The sequence below is a fragment of the Saccharopolyspora phatthalungensis genome, assembly GCF_014203395.1.
Lineage (GTDB): Bacteria > Actinomycetota > Actinomycetes > Mycobacteriales > Pseudonocardiaceae > Saccharopolyspora > Saccharopolyspora phatthalungensis.
This window is the reverse complement of the sequence record NZ_JACHIW010000001.1, coordinates 22,300-40,269: the sequence shown is the minus strand read 5'-3', so window position 1 is coordinate 40,269 and position 17,970 is coordinate 22,300. Positions and strand designations below refer to the sequence as shown.

Annotated in this window: 17 protein-coding genes; 13 read left to right on the top strand and 4 right to left on the bottom strand. The window is 65.4% G+C overall.

Going from position 1 to position 17,970, the window contains the following annotated elements:
* Window positions 1–102 precede the first annotated feature (102 nt).
* The 3 genes from BJ970_RS00145 to BJ970_RS00135 all read left to right on the top strand — a co-directional run bounded on the left by BJ970_RS00145 (window position 103) and on the right by BJ970_RS00135 (window position 2,006).
* Window positions 103–849 (top strand): DddA-like double-stranded DNA deaminase toxin, encoded by a 747-nt coding sequence (locus tag BJ970_RS00145; RefSeq protein ID WP_184721919.1) that lies wholly within the window; start codon window positions 103–105, stop codon window positions 847–849.
* Window positions 846–1,307 (top strand): Imm1 family immunity protein, encoded by a 462-nt coding sequence (locus tag BJ970_RS00140; protein ID WP_184721916.1) that lies wholly within the window; start codon window positions 846–848, stop codon window positions 1,305–1,307. Before BJ970_RS00145 ends, BJ970_RS00140 begins: the two co-directional genes overlap by 4 nt.
* A gap of 273 nt (window positions 1,308–1,580) precedes the next feature.
* Complete coding sequence (locus tag BJ970_RS00135) at window positions 1,581–2,006, top strand: SsgA family sporulation/cell division regulator (RefSeq protein ID WP_184721913.1); 426 nt, start codon at window positions 1,581–1,583, stop codon at window positions 2,004–2,006.
* 13 nt (window positions 2,007–2,019) lie between these two features.
* Here BJ970_RS00135 and BJ970_RS00130 read toward each other — a convergent pair whose 3' ends face one another.
* Complete coding sequence (locus BJ970_RS00130) at window positions 2,020–2,247, bottom strand: HC3 family zinc finger protein (protein ID WP_184721910.1); 228 nt, start codon at window positions 2,245–2,247, stop codon at window positions 2,020–2,022.
* Window positions 2,248–3,004: 757 nt separating this feature from the next.
* Here BJ970_RS00130 and BJ970_RS00125 point away from each other — a divergent pair.
* Entirely contained in the window at window positions 3,005–4,354 is a 1,350-nt protein-coding gene (locus tag BJ970_RS00125; protein WP_221467328.1) for an amino acid permease, read from the top strand.
* Here BJ970_RS00125 and BJ970_RS00120 read toward each other — a convergent pair.
* On the bottom strand, window positions 4,351–4,488 hold the full coding sequence (locus BJ970_RS00120; protein ID WP_184721904.1) for a hypothetical protein: 138 nt from the start codon (window positions 4,486–4,488) through the stop codon (window positions 4,351–4,353). The genes BJ970_RS00125 and BJ970_RS00120 overlap by 4 nt on opposite strands.
* 106 nt (window positions 4,489–4,594) lie before the next feature.
* On the opposite strand from BJ970_RS00120, the gene BJ970_RS00115 reads away from it, so the two are divergent.
* The 9 genes from BJ970_RS00115 to BJ970_RS00075 all read left to right on the top strand — a co-directional run bounded on the left by BJ970_RS00115 (window position 4,595) and on the right by BJ970_RS00075 (window position 12,547).
* Entirely contained in the window at window positions 4,595–5,020 is a 426-nt protein-coding gene (locus BJ970_RS00115; RefSeq protein ID WP_184721901.1) for a cold-shock protein, read from the top strand.
* A 543-nt stretch (window positions 5,021–5,563) separates the two neighbouring features.
* Entirely contained in the window at window positions 5,564–6,607 is a 1,044-nt protein-coding gene (locus tag BJ970_RS00110) for an alcohol dehydrogenase catalytic domain-containing protein (RefSeq protein WP_184721898.1), read from the top strand.
* A gap of 4 nt (window positions 6,608–6,611) precedes the next feature.
* The gene (locus tag BJ970_RS00105) at window positions 6,612–7,961 is read left to right on the top strand and encodes an ABC transporter substrate-binding protein (RefSeq protein WP_376775090.1); all 1,350 of its coding nucleotides are present in this window, start codon (window positions 6,612–6,614) and stop codon (window positions 7,959–7,961) included.
* Window positions 7,958–8,911 (top strand): carbohydrate ABC transporter permease, encoded by a 954-nt coding sequence (locus tag BJ970_RS00100; protein WP_184721892.1) that lies wholly within the window; start codon window positions 7,958–7,960, stop codon window positions 8,909–8,911. Before BJ970_RS00105 ends, BJ970_RS00100 begins: the two co-directional genes overlap by 4 nt.
* A 2-nt stretch (window positions 8,912–8,913) precedes the next feature.
* Window positions 8,914–9,753 carry a carbohydrate ABC transporter permease gene (locus BJ970_RS00095; protein WP_184721889.1) on the top strand — a complete coding sequence of 280 codons (840 nt, stop codon included), beginning with the start codon at window positions 8,914–8,916 and terminating at the stop codon, window positions 9,751–9,753.
* 82 nt (window positions 9,754–9,835) lie between these two features.
* Window positions 9,836–10,930 (top strand): ABC transporter ATP-binding protein, encoded by a 1,095-nt coding sequence (locus tag BJ970_RS00090; protein ID WP_184721886.1) that lies wholly within the window; start codon window positions 9,836–9,838, stop codon window positions 10,928–10,930.
* A 98-nt stretch (window positions 10,931–11,028) separates the two neighbouring features.
* Entirely contained in the window at window positions 11,029–11,427 is a 399-nt protein-coding gene (locus BJ970_RS00085; protein WP_184721884.1) for a subtilase-type protease inhibitor, read from the top strand.
* Between the two features lie 206 nt (window positions 11,428–11,633).
* A complete protein-coding gene (locus BJ970_RS00080) occupies window positions 11,634–11,828 on the top strand; it encodes a hypothetical protein (protein ID WP_246470612.1) in 195 nt (64 codons plus the stop codon).
* A gap of 95 nt (window positions 11,829–11,923) precedes the next feature.
* Window positions 11,924–12,547: a helix-turn-helix transcriptional regulator gene (locus BJ970_RS00075; protein WP_184721881.1), complete on the top strand. Its 624-nt coding sequence runs from the start codon at window positions 11,924–11,926 to the stop codon at window positions 12,545–12,547.
* A 250-nt stretch (window positions 12,548–12,797) separates the two neighbouring features.
* Here BJ970_RS00075 and BJ970_RS00070 read toward each other — a convergent pair whose 3' ends face one another.
* Together BJ970_RS00070 and BJ970_RS00065 are read right to left on the bottom strand one after the other, a co-directional pair.
* Window positions 12,798–16,487 carry an ATP-binding protein gene (locus tag BJ970_RS00070; RefSeq protein ID WP_184721878.1) on the bottom strand — a complete coding sequence of 1,230 codons (3,690 nt, stop codon included), beginning with the start codon at window positions 16,485–16,487 and terminating at the stop codon, window positions 12,798–12,800.
* Between the two features lie 533 nt (window positions 16,488–17,020).
* Window positions 17,021–17,611, bottom strand: a complete 591-nt coding sequence (locus BJ970_RS00065) for a sigma-70 family RNA polymerase sigma factor (RefSeq protein WP_376774979.1) — start codon at window positions 17,609–17,611, stop codon at window positions 17,021–17,023.
* Between the last annotated feature and the right edge of the window lie 359 nt (window positions 17,612–17,970).

Genomic DNA, 17,970 nt, shown 5'->3' with positions numbered 1-17,970 from the left:
GGCGCGGCACGGGGTCGACGAGCGGCATTCGCCGCAACCGGCCCCACCGCACCGGGGCAGCTGCCACGCTATCCGGCGCGGCGAATTGCAAGAGGGGGCGACATGTCGGCGGTCGGTGATCTCGATCAGGCATTGGCGCAGGTGGTTGATCGGATCACTGCCGTCCTCGGCCTTCTGGTCACCGCACAGGACGCGTGCGATGAAGCCGGTGAAGTCCTGGGGTTCGCACTGGACGGCACCGCCGACCCGGAAGCGCTGGAAGTCCTCGCCGCGGTGGAGCCAACCAGCGATGAGTTGATCCACGCCTACCAGGCGGCACACCACGTGATTGAGCTGATCGTGACCTACCGCCGATGTCTGGAAGTACAGCACGCCATCGACACCACCCCGCCCAGCGCCGCACATCCCTCAACCGCGGGCCGGATCCCCACCGACGCCGCCCACGACCGGTGGTGGGTAGAGCAGCTGCGCCAACGGCTACCCCGGTGGGAAGGCGGTCAGACCGTCGGGTTCGGCTATGACCGGGAAGGCACCGAGTTCCGCATCGCCAGTGGGCGGGAGGACATCTCCGAGCGGGTGCGGTTGACACTGCATAACTCCGACGTGTTCCCGCCGACCGACGATCGTGGCCCGCCCGCCGTGTTCACCCACGTAGAAACGAAATACGCCCAAATGATGAAGGAATCGGGGCAGACGTACGGTGTCGTGGTCGTCAACAATCGCATGTGCCCTGGTGACCAGGGCTGCGAAGCGGCGGTGCGCGCGATCCTGCCGTGCGGTTCGGTTCTCGTGGTGTGGACGCCGGGCCGTGATCGACCGATCGAAATCCATGGAAAGGCGAGACCATGAAAACCCAGGTGCTGCCTGTGGTGACGGGCATCCTTGGCTACGAGTTCCGCTACGCGCAGGCTGCCGAGGAAGTGCGGGACCTGGTCGAGGCGATCGTCACCGAGGCGCCCGTGCGGTACTCGCAGGTATATGTGTGGGATCGTCCCTGCCGTCAGTCCGATGACGGCAGCGTGCACGAGTTCCCGCGAGGTCGCCTGCGCATCACGACCAACCGAACCACCGGGTGGGGCGCGCTCAATTACATGCATCCCGGAGCCCCGTACGGCGCCCTGGTCGACTCGCTCAATCCCGACGCCACCGAGCACACCCCGGCCCTGTTGTTCGATCCGGTGGGCGACCTGTGGTTCCCGGCCTCGGCGTCCCTGCCGCTGGAGAAGGTGCGCGAAGCGGTCGCCGAGTACTGCCGCACCAGTGCACGGCCGACGTGCGTGCAGTGGCAGCCCGGCGCGTGGTCTTAACCCGGATACGACGAACGCGCCCCGCACCCGATGAAGAGAGACGCTGTTGGCGAATTGCGACACGGCAACATCCCGCTGTGACCGCCCCGCTGTGCTGAGCGCTGCGGCGGGCTGTTATTGCTGGTGGGGTGGGCTGTGGTCGAGGGCCGAGGGTGGCGGCGCGCCTTCGTCGGGATGGGGCGTCGGCGGGCTGAAGACGCCGTGAAGGCGGTATATATGCGAGGTGGGCATGCTTGAGCTCGGCAAGGAGCCGAAGCCCGAGGAGCGTGCGACATGATTGCCCACGACCACAGGACCGTCCGTACCGACATGGTGTTCAGCCTGGTGGCGGCGGAGGGGGCAGTCGCGCCGGTTGCCGTGCAACTGCGGTATGACAGCCGCAACCCGTACGAGGTGTGCCTGAGCTTCAACGCTGGTAAGAGCGGCCGGGTGGACTGGGTGTTCGGCCGGGACCTGCTGACCGACGGCTTGGTGGTCAACAGCGGTGAAGGCGATGTGCGCATCGGTCCTCGCTTGGATGCTCCCGCGCTGGTCAACATCTCGCTTCGGTCGCCGAGCGGGCAGGCCACCTTCGAAGCCGACGCCGAGCGGCTGATGAAGTTCGTGAACGAGACCTACGAACTCGTCGCGCCAGGTGCCGAACACCAGTGGATGAGTGTTGACGAGGCGCTGGTTCGGCTATTGCCGCACGACCTGTGAGCGATCGCCGGGTTCACCGGCGGTGCAGTGTACGGGCCAGGCTCGGGGCATTGTTGATGATCTTGGCTGCCGACCAGCATTCCGGGCAGCTGTCCCAGAACCAGTCGGTCTCGTCCGGCCGAACCAGCACGATCGCCTCGCCGCAGAGTGCGACTACCCTGGTACCGAGCTCGTTTTGGTGTTGCTCCTTGCGCATGGCATGTCTCGCGCCATTCACCGGCAGCCACCGAACATCACTCACGCTGATCGCCTCCACATGTCAATGTTTCGCTGCCAACGTCTTCCGGCCGTACCAGACGAGCCGACACGCCACCGTTGCGGGGTTCAGGTCTGTCCAGTTTTTTCCCGATACCCTTGCGCAAACAGGGTCGTGGGCCAGACGCTACGCAGCAGGTGCACGATTCGCGACGGCTGGGAGCATATGTGCACTTTCACACCGCGCAAGATGACCCGGTTGTGGTGCCGCCGCGGCGGTGGTTTCCGGGTTTGTTAAAAATGGGGTACTCTGACGTGGCGTAGATCACCTCCGCGAGTTTGCTCGAAAAACCCGACCGCCCCAGGAGATCTAGGGCAAGGCGACCACGTCAGGCGCATATATCAGGGGCTTGTCGGCGTCCGGGATTAGGGCGGCGTCGGCGCACAGGTAAATCAAGGGCAACTGTCGATGTTCTTCCGGGCAACCGCGCGGGGACGCATGCCGGGTTTGCCCATTCCGGTGCCTTCGCGTGCTAGTAGGATTGCCCGGAAGTCCTGCCCTTGCGCGGGGTTCTTGACGGAGTGCGACGTGAGTCTCAGCATTGCTTTCCATCCGCCATGAGCGAAAATGATCCTGGCGATCCGCCGTGCGTCACATTCGTGCGTGAGGAAATAACACCAGAAACGAGTGGACTTCAGTGACTGACCGAACTGTGCAGGGCGAACCCCAATCAGAACAGCGGGAACATGTCGACGTCGGCGACATCGGATACAGCAAGTCCCTGAAAGCCCGGCACATCAACATGATCGCGATCGGCGGTGCGATCGGCACCGGGCTTTTCCTCGGAGCGGGTGGGCGGTTGGCGCAGGCTGGTCCGGCGCTGGCGATCGCATACGGCGTCTGCGGCCTGTTCGCCTTCTTCGTGGTGCGCGCGCTGGGTGAGCTGATCCTGCACCGGCCCTCGTCCGGCGCCTTCGTGTCCTACGCACGGGAGTTCATGGGCGAGAAGGGCGCTTTCGTCGCCGGGTGGATGTACTTCCTGAACTGGGCGACCACCGGAATCGCCGACATCACCGCGATCTCGCTGTACGCGCACTACTGGAGCCTTTTCAGCCCGATTCCGCAGTGGGTGCTGGCGCTGGTGGCCCTGGTGGCGGTGCTCGCGCTGAACCTGGTCTCGGTGAAGCTGTTCGGCGAGATGGAGTTCTGGTTCGCGATCATCAAGGTCGGCGCACTGGTGGTCTTCATGGTGATCGGCATCGGCCTGCTGGTCATGTCGCATCCGATCGGCGGCACCGTTCCCGGACCGCAGCTGATCTTCGACCACGGCGGGGTGCTGCCCAACGGCCTGGTGCCCTTGATCCTGGTGATTCAGGGAATCGTCTTCGCCTACGCCGCCGTCGAACTGGTCGGTGTCGCCGCGGGGGAGACGGAGAACCCGGCGAAGGTCATGCCCAAGGCCATCAACTCGATCATGTGGCGAATCGGCATCTTCTACGTCGGTTCCGTGATCCTGCTGTCGATGCTGCTGCCGTGGAACGCCTACCAGAAGGGCGAGAGTCCGTTCGTCACGGTCCTGTCCCAGCTCGGCATCCCCGCCGCCGGCGACGTGATGAACCTGGTCGTGCTCACCGCCGCGATGTCCAGCCTGAACTCGGGCCTGTACTCCACAGGTCGCATTCTGCGGTCGATGGCGGCAGCCGGTTCGGCGCCGAAGTTCACCGGCCTGATGAACCGCAACCAGGTTCCCTACGGCGGAATCCTGTTGACCGGCGCGGTCTGCGTGCTCGGGGTGGGGCTGAACTACGTGGTGCCCGCCGGGGCGTTCGAGATCGTGCTGAACTTCGCGGCGGTCGCGATCATCTCGACCTGGGGCATGATCATGCTGTGCCACCTGCTGTTCGTGCGTAAGTCGAAGACGGGCGCGGTGTCGCGGCCGACCTACCGGCTTCCCGGATCGCCGGTCACCCAGATCGTGACGATCGCGTTCCTGCTGGGCGTCGTGGTCCTGATGTGGTTCGACGTCCCGGCCGGCCGCGTCACCCTGTATTGCATCCCGTTGATCGCGGCCGCTCTGGTGATCGGCTGGTTCGGCGTCCGCAAGCGAGTAGATACGGCGAAGGCTCTGGAGGAAGCCGGCGAGCGTTTCTAGCCGGATTCATCCAGATCGTCGGCATTCTTCACCGCGCCCAGAAGAATACCGGCACGGAACGCGATCACGATCGGCTCGTTGCCACTCGTGATCGCGTTCTCATTTGCGGTGATCAGGGGCCGCGTGCGGGCCACCGGGCCCCGGTCCGAGCGGGTGCCTATTTGGCTGCTGAGTGGTGGGTGCTATACTTTCAGGGTCATTATTGGTGTTGCGGCACAGCGGGTTTGAGGGGCTGAAGCGGTGGAAACGGGTACGATAGTTCGCTTTGATGGAATCAAGGGTTACGGGTTCATCGAGCCGGACAGCGGTGGCGAGGACGTCTTCCTGCACGCGTCCATTCTGGACGATGCGGTGAAGCAGGTGCTCCGGGGCGGCATGCGAGTCGGGTATGCGTCGGCCCCCAGTGGCCAAGGCACCAAGGCCCTGGCCGTGCAACTGCTCGGTGCGACTTCGCCGGCTCCGACGGCTGTCCAGGCTCCGAGTCCGGAAAGGCCCGTGAGGCGCGAAGACGATGAGCTGTGCGACGTTCTTCGGGAGACCGAGTTCGCGCAGAAGATTACGGATGTACTGATCGAGGCGGCGCCCAGCATGACGGGCAGTCAGATCCTCCAGGTACGCAAGCAACTCGTCACGTTCGCGCAGCGCCACGGCTGGGTGGAAGCCTGACAACGGCCGTCAAGGCGCATTCGAGCTGATCAGCACGGCTGATCGCGCTGAAGTAGATCCGCATACCCGGTCGGGGCGCAGTGCGCTCCGACCGGGTATGCGGCGTTGCTGGCCCGGTCGGGGCCGCTAGGCGGCAGTGTGGTCGCCTAGACGGGTATCCCGTGGCCGGTCGAGTGATTCGCGGTCGAACCGCGCCCGCTTCGCCCGGGCGATCTCCGGGCTCTTGAATCCGGGACGACCAATCCGTCTTGGGCCGAAGCGCGTATTCCCTGTGACTAGAACGGTCCCTGCATTCGCATTAACGAAATCTGCGTTCGTATCAACGAAATCCGCATTCGCATCATTGCTTCGCACGTTCCTTGCGCGAATGGGCAAAGAAACCGGGCCCCAGTCCCTGAAACCTCGCTCGGAACTGTCGTCGGCACTCGCCTGGGCCTTGAATGGCCCGGCAATCATGTTGGCGACGTTGTGCGCCGGTGCTCAGGTGAGCGCGATTCCGGATGGTGCCGGACCGACAACGGTGTTGAGGAAGGTGCGTTTCGTATGCGGGCTGCGATCGTCAGCCAGCCGCAATCGATCAGCGTCAGAGAACTCCCCGATCCGGAACCGAGTTCAGGGCAGGTCGTCGTCCGAGTCCGCGCCTGCGGGGTCTGCGGAATCGATGCGCACCTCGCCGACGGGGAGTTCCTTCCGGTTCGATACCCCATCGTGCCGGGCCATGAGTTCAGCGGCGAGATCGTCGAGCTGGGCCCGGATGTGCCGGGACAGTGGCAACTCGGGGACCGCGTGGCGGTCGATCCGATCCTGTCCTGCGGGCAGTGTCCGAAGTGCTGTTCGGGTTGCGCGACGGAGTGCGAGAAGCGGGGTGCCATCGGCGATTCCGTGAACGGCGCGTTCGCGGAATACGTCGCGGTGCCCGCTGCCAACTGCTACCAGTTGCCGGACCGGATGACCTGGGAGCAGGGTGCCATGGTCGAACCCACCTCTCGCGCGCTCACCGCCGTACGCCGGTTAGGCATCGCGGCAGGCCAGCGTGCACTCGTGGTGGGGGCGAGCACGACCGGGCTGCTGTTGCAGCAATTGCTGCTACTCAGCGGAATCACGGTGACGATCGTTGATCGTGACGCGGCTCGGCTCGACCACGCGAAGTACCTCGGCGCCCATCACGTATCCGCGGAACTGGCCGACGTCACCGGCGAGAAGTTCGATGCGGCGATCGACTGCACCGGCGATCCGGACGTGATCGAGGTGGCGTTCGAAGCCGTGCGGGCCGATGGCCGGTTGTTGATGTTCGGCACGCCGCATGCGGATGCGCGATGTCAGTTGTCGCGGTTTCCCTTTTATGAGGAGGAAGTCAGGTTGAACGGTTCGATGGCGGTGCTTGACGACTTCGGTGTTGCCACCGGTCTGATCGCATCGGGTTCGGTGAGAACTGATTCGTTGCTGTCCCATGCTTTTCCGTTAGCACGTGTTGGGGAGGCGTTGATGTTAACCAGTAGCGGGGCTGGGGCGAAGGTCCAGGTGCTGCCGGACTTCGAGGTGCTCGGGCCGGTGCGCTCCGGTGTTGTGGGGTGGTCGCATGTTTAGGCGCATGTTTAGGCGTGGTGTGCGTGTGGTGTCGTTGTTGTTGGTGGTGTTGGTTGGGTTGAGTGGGTGTGCGGGTGCTGGTGCTTTGGGTGGGGGTGATCGGGTGTTGGTGGTTGGGATTGTGGCGAATCCGCAGATGAAGGATGCTATTGCGTTGTCGCGGGGGTTTGAGCGGGATAATCCGGGGATTCGGTTGAAGTTCGTGCAGTTGCCGGAGAATCAGGCGCGGGCGAAGATTACGGCGTCGACGGCGACGGAGGGGGGTGAGTTTGATGTGGTGATGATCAGTAATTTTGAGGCTCCGCAGTGGGCTGCGAATGGTTGGTTGGAGAATTTGCGGCCGTTTATGGATGCGAGTCCGGGTTATGATGCGGGTGATTTTATTCCGTCTATTCGTGATTCGTTGTCGTATCGGGGTTCGATGTATGCGGTGCCGTTTTATGGGGAGTCGTCGTTTTTGGCGTATCGGAAGGATTTGTTCGCTAAGGCGGGGGTGACGATGCCGGAGCGGCCGACGTGGCGGCAGGTTGCCGAGTTGGCGGCTCGGTTGGATGATCCGGCGGCCGGGGTTGCCGGGATTTGTTTGCGTGGTAAGCCGGGGTGGGGGGAGAGCCTGGCGGTGTTCGATACGGTGGTGAACACGTTTGGTGGGCGGTGGTTCGACCGGGATTGGAATGCGCGGTTGACCTCGCCGGAGTTTCGGGCTGCCGCGCGTTTTTATGTTGATCTGGTTCGGGCGCATGGTGAGGTGGGTGCTTCGAGTGCGGGTTTTTCGGAGTGCGGCACTCGGTATGCGCAGGGTCAGGCGGCGATGTGGTATGACTCGACGGTGATGACCAGCACGAATGAGAAACCGTCGGATAGTGCGGTGGTGGGTAAGTCTGGTTATGTCCCGGCGCCGGTGGAATCGACTCCGGCCAGTGGCTGGTTGTATACGTGGGCGTTGGCGATGCCGAGGGTGGCGCCGGATAAGCAGGCGGCGTGGCGTTTTATGCGCTGGATGACGGATAAGGAGTATGTCCGCACGGTGGGCCGGTCTTTGGGGTGGAGTCAGGTTCCGCCGGGTTCCCGGGTGTCGACGTATCGGATTCCGGAGTATCAGGCGGCCGCGGGTGGTTATGCCCGGGCGACGCTGGAGGGGATCGATTCGGCGAATCAGCGGGCGACGATGACCGGGCCGGTGCCGTATCCGGGGATTCAGTTCGTGGGGATTCCGGAGTTCCAGGATTTGGGGACCCGGGTTTCTCAGCAGCTTTCGGCTGCGATCGCGGGGCAGATTTCGGTGGATGAGGCGCTGGAACGGTCCCAGGAGTATGCCCAGACGGTTGGTAAGTCGTATCAGGAGACGCGATGACTTCGACGTTGTCGGGCCCCTCGGCGGGGGCTGCGCAGGTGGTGGGCCGCCCGGCGGGTTCGCGTGGTGGTGGCGGGTCGGTGTGGCGGCGCAGGCTTCCGTTGTTGCCGGCGTTGGTGTTCACGATCGCGGTCACGCAGGTCCCGTTCGTGGTGACGGTGTTCTATTCGTTCCAGTCGTGGAATCTGGTGCGGCCGGGTTCGCGGCATTTCGTGTGGTTGCGGAACTATCTGGATGTGTTCGCCGATTCCCAGTTCCGGACCGCGATGCTCAACACGGTGGTGTTGACGGTGGTGTGTGTGCTGGTGGCCTTGCTGCTGGGGTTGGGTCTGGCGTTGTTGCTGGACCGGTCGTTTCCCGGGCGGGGTGTGGTGCGCACGTTGTTGATCACTCCGTTTCTGATTCTGCCGGCGGCGGGGGCCCTGTTGTGGAAGACCACGATGTTCGATCCGACGTTCGGGTTGCTCAATTTCGTGCTGGAGCCGTTCGGGGCCGGTGAGGTGGACTGGTTGTCGGAGTTCCCGCTGGCCTCGGTGATGGCGCAGGTGATCTGGCAGTGGACGCCGTTTATGATGCTGCTGGTGCTGGCCGGGTTGCAGAGTCAGTCCCGGGAGGTGCTGGAGGCCGCGCAGGTCGATGGTGCGGGGCGGTGGCGGACGTTCGTCTCGATCACGTTGCCGCAGTTGTCCCGGTATCTGCAGTTGGCGGTGTTGTTGGGGGCGATTTACATCGTCAACAGTTTTGATGCGATCTTTTTGATGACCCAGGGCGGGCCGGGGATCGCGAGTACGAATCTGCCGTATTACATCTATCAGCGGGCGTTCGAGGGTTTCGATGTCGGGCAGTCCTCGGCGATGGGTGTGATCGTGGTCGCGATCACGCTGGTGGTGGCGACGTTCGCGTTGCGGTTGATGTTTAGGGCCTTTGATATCAGTGACGGGGGGAAATAGCGATGAGCGCGCAAACAATCGCCCGAGCCCGGGGTCGGGGTGGGCGGGGGTTGGTGACCGGGGTGACCTGGCTGGTGGCGGTGCTGTTCGTGTTCCCGTTGCTGTGGATGGTGATCACGGCGTTCAAGCAGGAGGCCGATGCCTACACCGATCCGCCGCGGGTGATCTTCTCCCCGACGTTGACGCAGTTGGCGGGGGTGCTGGAGCGGGGGTTCGTGCCGTATCTGGCCAACTCGGCGTTCACCACGGTGGTCTCGACGGTGTTCGTGCTGCTGCTGGCGGTGCCGGCGGCGTATGCGCTGTCGATCGCGGCGGTGCCGGGCACCCCGAACGTGCTGGGGTTTTTCCTGTCCACCAAGATGCTGCCGGTGGTGGCCGCGATCATCCCGTTGTATGTGATCTCGCAGAATCTGGCGTTGCTGGACAATGTGTGGATCCTGGTCATTCTCTACACGGCGATGAACCTGCCGCTGGCGGTGTGGATGATGCGGTCGTTTTTCCTGGAGATGCCCAGGGAAGTCATCGAGGCCGCCCGGGTCGACGGGGCCGGTCTGGCGGTGATGCTCTACCGGGTGATCCTGCCGGTGGTCGCGCCCGGTATCGCCGCGACCGCGTTGATCTGTGTGATCTTTTCCTGGACCGAGTTTTTCTACTCGGTCAACCTCACCGCCGCCCAGGCCGGCACGGTGCCGGTGTTTCTGGTCGGGTTCATCACCAGCGAGGGCCTGTACTGGGCGCAACTGTCGGCGGCGGCGCTGCTGGCGTCGCTGCCGGTGATGATCGTGGGCTGGATCGCCCAGAACCACCTCGTGCGCGGCTTGTCCATGGGCGCGGTCAAATAACCCCCCCACACACCCCACACCTTTTCCCGGACGCCCAGGGGACAGCCGAACGTCCCGGGCACAGACTTGGAGGCAGCACATCATGGCAGAAGTCGCCTACGCGGAGGCTTCCCGCATCTACAGCGGCACCCACGCCGTGCGCGCGGTCGACCGCCTCAACCTCTCCATCGACGACGGCGAGTTCCTGGTCCTGGTCGGCCCCTCAGGATCGGGTAAATCCACCGCCCTGCGCATGCTGGCCGGGCTGGAAGCCGTCGACGAAGGAGAGATCCGCATCGGCCACCGGGCGGTGAGCACCCTGGCACCCAAAGACCGCGACATCGCGATGGTCTTCCAGTCCTACGCCCTCTACCCCCACATGAGTGTCGGGGAGAACATGGGCTTCGCCCTCAAACTCCGCCGCATGCCCGCCGCCCAGATCAAAGACAAAGTCGCCGAAGCCGCCGCGATGCTGGATCTGACCAAATACCTCGACCGCAAACCCAAAGCCCTCTCCGGCGGCCAACGCCAACGAGTGGCCATGGGCCGGGCCATCGTGCGCGAACCCAGCGTGTTCCTCATGGACGAACCCCTGTCCAACCTCGACGCCAAACTCCGCGTGGAAACCCGCGCCAACATCGCCGCACTCCAGCAACGCCTGGGCACCACCACCCTCTACGTCACCCACGACCAGGTCGAAGCCATGACCATGGGCGACCGCGTCGCCGTGCTCGCCGACGGCGTGCTCCAGCAATGCGCCAGCCCCCGCGAACTCTACGACCACCCCGCCAACTCCTTCGTCGCCGGCTTCATCGGCTCACCCGCCATGAACCTGCTCACCCTGCCCCTCGACGCCACCGGCGTGCAGATCGGCGGACTGAGCATCCCCCTGCCCCGCACCGTGCTCACCCACGCCACCACCCACCAACTCGCCGAGGTCACCTTCGGCATCCGCCCCGAATCCCTGCGACCGGCCACCGACACCGAAAACGGCTTCGACCTCACCATCCGCCTGGTCGAAGAACTCGGCTCCGACGCCTACCTACACGGCCTCATCGGCGACACCGACCACAAAATCGTCGTCCGCGTCGACGGCCGCACCCCACCCCAAATCAACCAGAAAATCCGCGTCACCATCCGCAACACCACCGAAATCCACACCTTCGACCCCAACACCACCCAACGCATCACCGGCTGACCAGCGGTGCCCGGTTGCCGGGAATCGATGTCGCTTGCCGTGCGGATCCGCGGTAATTCCGCCGCGGATCTGTTTACCCACAAGGAGGAAACGCTCAGATGGCCGCGTTACAGTTCATAGGTCGCTTGTTGGTGGCAGGTGTGTTGTTATCCGGGGGCAGTCAGCTTCCCGCTTCGGCGGCCCCTGGCCCGGCGAGCCGGATCATCCTGTCCTCGCACGAAGAGGGGCAGAGCAAGCCATCCGTCGTCACGCTCACCTGCGACCCCGCTGGTGGCTCGCACCCGAATCCGGCTGACGCCTGCGCGGTTCTCGCTGAGGTTTCCGGGGAGTTCAACGACATCCCCAAGCAGTCGCCGGACGCCATTTGCCCGATGATCTGGCATCCGGTGGATGTGACCGCCACCGGCCGGTGGGCCGGCAAGCCGGTCAACTACTCGCACACCTTCGGCAACGACTGCATCAAGCAGTCCGAACTCGGCGTGGTCTTCGATTTCTGACCCACGCCGTGCGCGGCTCGGCAGGCTATCCCCGTGGCATGCCGGGCCGCGCGACCACAGGCCTGATCGGCATCTCCGCGCTGCGTCCACACGCGCGCGACGAGGCAAGATGGGTTACTCGAAAGGTCAATGCTCGGCACCGGACCTTCTCTCGCTCCTGACTATCAGGCATGGTTAATCGACAGTATCGGAGAGGGAGGTACCTGTTGGTCACGACCGATCTGTCCGAGGAAATCGGGCCCGCGCTGCGGCGGTTGGAGTCGGAGATGGCGGACGCTCGCGAGTACGTCCGATGGTGCCGTGCCTCGGGCAACGATGAGGCGGCTCAGCTCCACGTCGTCTGGATCGACCTCCTGCTCGATGAGTGGAAACGTTGCTCGCTGCCCGACAGAGGGGCCTGATCAGGGCAAACGCGCGTATAGGCGACGTAGAGATTCCATGAAGACGGTCTTCGCACACTGAGATCACAACATCACGGAACATGTGGGAGACCCTGATGGACCGAGTGCGAGTGGCCGTCCAAGCCGCAGATCCGATCACCCTGGCCGGTCTGACGAGCTACCTCAACACGCGATCGGAGCTGTATTTGCTGCCGAGCAACGCGGAGGCAGACGCAGACGTGATCGTGTACGCCGTGGATCGCGTCAACGCCAAGGTCCTGGCCGAACTGCGCCAGTCGGCACAACAGGTGTCAGTGCCCCGGGTGCTGGTGACCAATGAACTCAACCCCGCCGACGTGCTGGCCGCGGTGGAATCCCGCGTGGTGGCGGTGCTGCCGCGAACGGCCGCGACCGGGACGCGCCTGATCAACAGCGTGGTCGCCGCCGCCGAGGGCGGCGGTGTGATGCCCCCGGATCTGCTGGGCGAGTTACTCAAGCAGATCGACCACTTGCAGCGGGAAGTGCTGACGCCGCGCGGTTTGAGCGCTTCCGGGCTGACCAACCGGGAAGTCGACGTGCTGCGGTTGATGGCCGATGGCATGGACACCGCGGAGATCGCGCAGAAGCTGTGCTACTCCGAACGGACCGTCAAGAACGTCATCTACGGCGTGACCAGCCGCCTCAACCTGCGCAACCGGCCCCACGCGGTGGCATACGCGATGCGTGCCGGCGCGATCTGATCGCATTCCGTTGACCACGTTGTGTGCAGGCGGCCTACCAGCGACCCTGGACGTCGCCTCGCTTCCAGATTCCCGGCGCGTGCACGAACGTCAGCACGGCCGCGACCGGAAACTGGCGCCCGCGTTCACGCGGGCGATCGCTGGACCGCCGCGGAGCACACCGAAGCGGTCCAGTACTCCTCGGCAGGTCGCACGGTTACGCGCGACCTGCTGCCGGGCATCGAACCGAGCCACCATCAGTGGCGTCGGGCTACGAGCCGACCGCGACGTGGCTGCGGACTTCGTCGACGATGGCGACCCGGGAGTGCGCGTTGAGCTTGGCCAGCACGCGGGCGACGTGGCCTTGCACGATGCGTCTCGGCACGGCCAGTTCGGCCGCGATATCCGGGTTGGAGCGGCCTTCGGCGACCAGGGTCGCGATCCGGACTTCCTCCGGGGACAACGCCTCCCATCCCTCGGCGGGACGGACGAGCGAGGTTTGCGCACTCGGGCGAATGTCGAACGAGCGCAGCCGGGACTCGGCCCGGCGGATGTCCCAGTGGGCCGACAGTTCGGCGAAGTGCAGAACCGCCTCGTCCAGCGCGCACTGCGCGTCCTCGCGCAGATTCCGCTGTGCCAGCAGCAAAGCGGCGTCTTCCAACGCTGCCGCGAGTTCGACCACGCGGCCTACTTCCCGGTAGTGTTCCACCGCGACCATGATCGGTTCCGGATCGCCCGAGATGAGCCCCTGGCAGCGCGCGACCGCGGTGAAGGCCCGGCCCGGCCGGCTTTCCTTGGCCGCTTCCTCCTGGCACACCTCCAGCGCCTGGTTCGCCCGGTCGAGGTCACCGATTTCAACCGCCAACCGCACCAGATCCGGCAACCACTGGTGGCGCAGCATCAACGGCGCGAAGCCAGGATTGAGCACCGGGTCCAGAATGGACAGCGACTTGTCCGGCTCGCCGCGTTGCTCGGCCGCCAGCGCCTGCGCGACCAAAAGGAAGTCGCAGCTTTCCCGCTCGGCGCCGGTGGACGGCGAGTATTCCTCGGCCGCGTCGAGATGACGCGCGGCCGTCTTCCCGTCATCCCGACGCCCGGCGATCAACGCGCTGACGCCGTGCGAAAGCAGTGTGGCCGGACCGGGCTCACGCAACCCGTAGAAGGAAATCGCCGGACCGTCCTCGGTCGAGGTCTGCAATTCGAGCACGGCTTCGTCCCAGCGGCCCACCCAGTAGTAGTGCACCGCTTCGGTCACCTGAAGGCCGCTGGACGAAAGATGCTGTGCCGCGACTTCGCGCGCCGTATGCATGGTCTCTTCGGCCTCGGTGAGGCGGTCCAGGTTCTGCAACGTGAACGCGCGGTTGTCGAGCAGGTCGAAGCGGAACTCGGAGAGATCGGCGTCAGCACCGACCACGTCGAGCGCCTTGTCGATGTGCTTGAGCGCTCGCGCATGGTCCCGGCGCACCGTGTCCACCAGCCACATGGTCTGAACCGCGTGGGCGATGGGGTAGCGGTCGCCGGTTGCCACCGCCTCCTCGTATGCCTCATCGGCGCTTTTCTCGGTTGCCTCCAGATCGCTGAGGTTGCCGCGCCGGAAGTTCGCCAGCAGGGATCTGTGCCGGGCACGCCAGATCTCCGGCACCGTGGGATTGTCGGCCGCATCCCCGAGAGTGTCGATGGCCGCGGGTGTTTCCCCTCTTCGATGCAGCATCGCGGCCAGCAGTTGGCGCATCTCCGCCGACCGGTGCGGGTCGGTCGCGAGGACGAGAGCCTGCCGCGCCTGCTGTAGCGGATCGCGTCCCGCCCGGAACAGCACCTTCACCAGCGCGACGAGCAGCAACTCCCGGTTGGGGTCGCCTATCGGGCAGCTTTCCAGCGCCCGTTCGAACAGGTCGATGGCGATCAGCGGCGCGCGGTTGGACACCGCGGCGTTGTTTTCCGCCAGCCACTCCAGCACCCAGCGGTCGTCGGCGTTCGGCGCGGCCAGGAGCTGTTCGGCGACCTGCTTGACCGGCGCGCCACCACGGGCTAGTGCCTCGGCAACCTGCCGGTGCAGCGCGCCCCGCACCGCCTTCGGGATTCCGTCGTAGAGGGCCTGCCGAAGCAGCGGGTGGCGGAACGCCAGTTCGGACTCGGCATCCACGAGGACGTTGGCGACGACGGCCTCTTCGAATGCCTCCAGCAGTTCGAACGCTTGCCGGCCCGTGGCGGCGGCGACATCGGCGACGGAGAATTCCAGACCAAGCAGCGCGCCCCAGCGGATGACTTCCCGCGTCGAAGCGGACAGCAGGTCGAGTCTCCTGCCGACCGCGGCCAGGAGTGACCGGGGGGCGTCGGAAACCGACGACGCGGGGACGTCGGCGGTGCCGTCCGCGATCTCCACGGCATCGGCGCGGATCAAGGCATCGGTCATTTCCTGCACGTACAGCGGGTTGCCCGCCGCACGCCCGGCTATCTCCCGCAACACCGGACCCGGTTTGGCCCCGACCATCTCGCCGAGCAGCTCTTCGGTCTCGTGGTCGGTCAGCGGCCCGAGGTGGAACACTTCGCCGTCCCGCGATTCGACGGCGCGACGCAGCTGCCCCACCTCGACCCGGTCCGGTGCCGGGCGGGTCGCCGCCACCAGCAACAGCGGCAACTGGCGCGTTGCCGCGCAAAGCCGATGCCACACCAGCACGCTGGCTTCGTCGGCCCACTGCAGGTCATCGATGACCAGGATCAGCGGCGAGATCGCACACAACTCGTCGACGAGTTCCAGCAGTAGGTTGACCGATTCCGTGGAACGCTCCCCGTGCAGGGCGGCGGCCAGCTGTGCCCGCCGCGTGTCCGGGGCTTTCGTCTCGACGCCAAGGCATTCCGTCATGACCTGCAGCGGAAATCGCTGGCTCAACTCGTCGGCGACCGCCCACGCGAGTTGGCAACCGCGGCGGCCGGCGTCGGCGAGGGTGGTCGCGAGCAGTTCCGACTTGCCGATGCCGGCTTCGCCCTCGATCCACACCGGTCGGCCGCGGCCGGAGAGCACCTCCGAGACCAGTTCCCGCAGTCGCGCGGCCTCCGACGCGCGTCCGACGAACCGGTCCTCGTCGCTTCGGTGCAGCGCACGGGCGATGTGCGCCGGAACGATCGACAGCGGTGCCGTGCCCGCGGAGGACTTCGGCGGCTTCGCCGGCGTCGGGTCCAACGCGGGATCATTGGCCAGGATCTGCTCGTGCACGCCGCGCAGCTCGGGCCCGGGTTCGATGCCGAGGTCTTCGACCAGCACCCGGCGGGCGTCCCGGAACGTCTCCAGCGCCTCCGCGGGTCTGCCGCTGCGGTAGAGGGCGATCATCAGCGCCGCGCGCAGGGACTCGCGCAGCGGGAATTCCGCCACGAGCCCGGAAAGTTCGGCCACCAGTTCCACGTGGCCGCCCATCCCGAGCACCGCTGAAGCCCGGTGTTCCATGGTGGCCAGGCGCAGCTCCGCGAGCCGTTCCCGGTGGAGCTGGGCGAAGGGGCCGGGAATCCCGGATAGCGCTTCGCCGCGCCACAAGCCCAATGCCGCGTCCAGGGATTCCACCGCGCCCTGGTGGTCGCCGGCGGCGAGCTGCTGGCGCCCCTGCTCACGCAGCCGGTTGAAGACGCTGACGTCCAGGGCTTCCGGGGGCTGCAGCCGAAGGGTGTAACCGGTGGATTCCGAAATCAGGACACCGTCGTTCGACCGGGGCGACCGCTCCGGCTCCAGACAGCGGCGCAGGCCCGAAACATAGGTATAGACACTGCCTTCGGCGCTGGCCGGCGGCGACTCGCCCCACAGGGCATCGATGAGTTCGTGCCGGGACACAACGTGGTTGGCGTGCAACGCCAGGACGGCGAACAAAGCTCGTTGGCGTGGCGGACCGAGAGCGATCTCGTCCTGCCCGAGCCAAGCGCGCGCCGGTCCCAACAACTCGACCTGAAGCGGGCCGCTCACGCTCGCAGGCATCGCCACCTCTCTCCCAGAGTCAAGGAAATCCCGCTCTTATCAGGGTAGTGCAAGCGCCGGTACCGTTTTGGGCCCGTGCTCGCTGATTGTCCGGTTAGTTGCCCATCTGTACACGTGTTGGGCGACCAAGCTCTCAATTTCGTTTCCGAACCAAGCGTCGTTGAAACGATTAATTGCGACAAAGGCGACCTGGCGTCCTCCCGCGATGATCGCACGGGAGTCCGGCTTCGGGTCGGCGGGGCGCTGCGTCGGCGGAGGTGCCGACCTGTCAGGGGGTTGCTCAGGTGCGCGACGCCTGGCGTGGTGTAGTCCACGCCGGTGCGTAGCGGTGGCGTCGCGCAAAGCTCCAGGCTTCAGACGCGCCAGAAAATGTTCAAGGCGGGCTAAATATCTCTTGTGGACGATCCGCCCATTAGCCGTTCGGCACTGCGGCCGTTCGCTGCATTAGCCGTTCGCCGCTGAGGGGGTTCGTCGCTGCCGCCGTTCGGGCTGTCGGAAATATCGGCATTGTGCCGCACGGCTTGGTGAACGGCTCAACTCGCGAGTTCGCTCGGCTCCATCGCCGTGCGCAACTTGCGGAGTGCGTGGTGCACGCGGGATTTGACCGTACCGACCGGAATTCCGAGCGAGTCGGCGGCACCGGCGGCGGTTCGGTCGGCGAAATAGACCTCGTAGAGCACGCTGCGGTGTTCGGGGAGCAGCGTTTGCAGCAAATCGGCCACCGACATCGAGGTGATCACATCGTTCGAGTGGTCTTCCAGCGTGCCGACTCCGAGGCCGGCGGACTCCTCCACCTCGGCGGGGCGCGCGCGGCGGGCGCGAACCTTGTCGATGGCGATGTTGCGCGCCACCTTCGTCAGCCAGCCCCACGCCGAGCCGAGTTCGGGACGGCTCAACGCGTCGGCATGCCGCCAGGCGCGCAGCATCGTCTCCTGGACGACGTCTTCGGCCTGGTGCGGATCGGAGAGCCACCGGCAGAGGTAGGCGTGCAGGGCCGGTGAGTAGTCGGCGTAGAGCTTGCGGAGCACGGCCTGCGGGTCGGACGCAGGCTCCTTCGGCGCACTCACGCTGATGACGCATCCCTTCTTGTTCGCGCTCTTCCCGTACTGGGCGAGGGAATTCACCGTGTTCACCGTCCCTGGTCCGATCAGTGGCAGTTGTCCGCGAGACCGATCGCGCTCGATCACCGTCTGCTTGATGACCAGGTTTCCTCTTGTAGTGCGCCGGGGAATCCGTGGACTCACGTACACCGCGAAATCGGGTAGATAAGGGCAACGTGAACCCTGGCCGGGGTGCGCGCCGTGATACCGAATGTGATGGTCCTGGCGTGCGGAGGTCACCTAACCGGCCCTCCTCCCCGGCCGCAGCACCGCACGGAGGCGCTGCGCGTCGCAGCCACCCTGACCTGGGCAAGGGTGGCAGTCACGCGCAGCGCCTCCGGGAACGTGCAGCGGTCAACGGTTCAGGACGAGGTCGGCTTCGA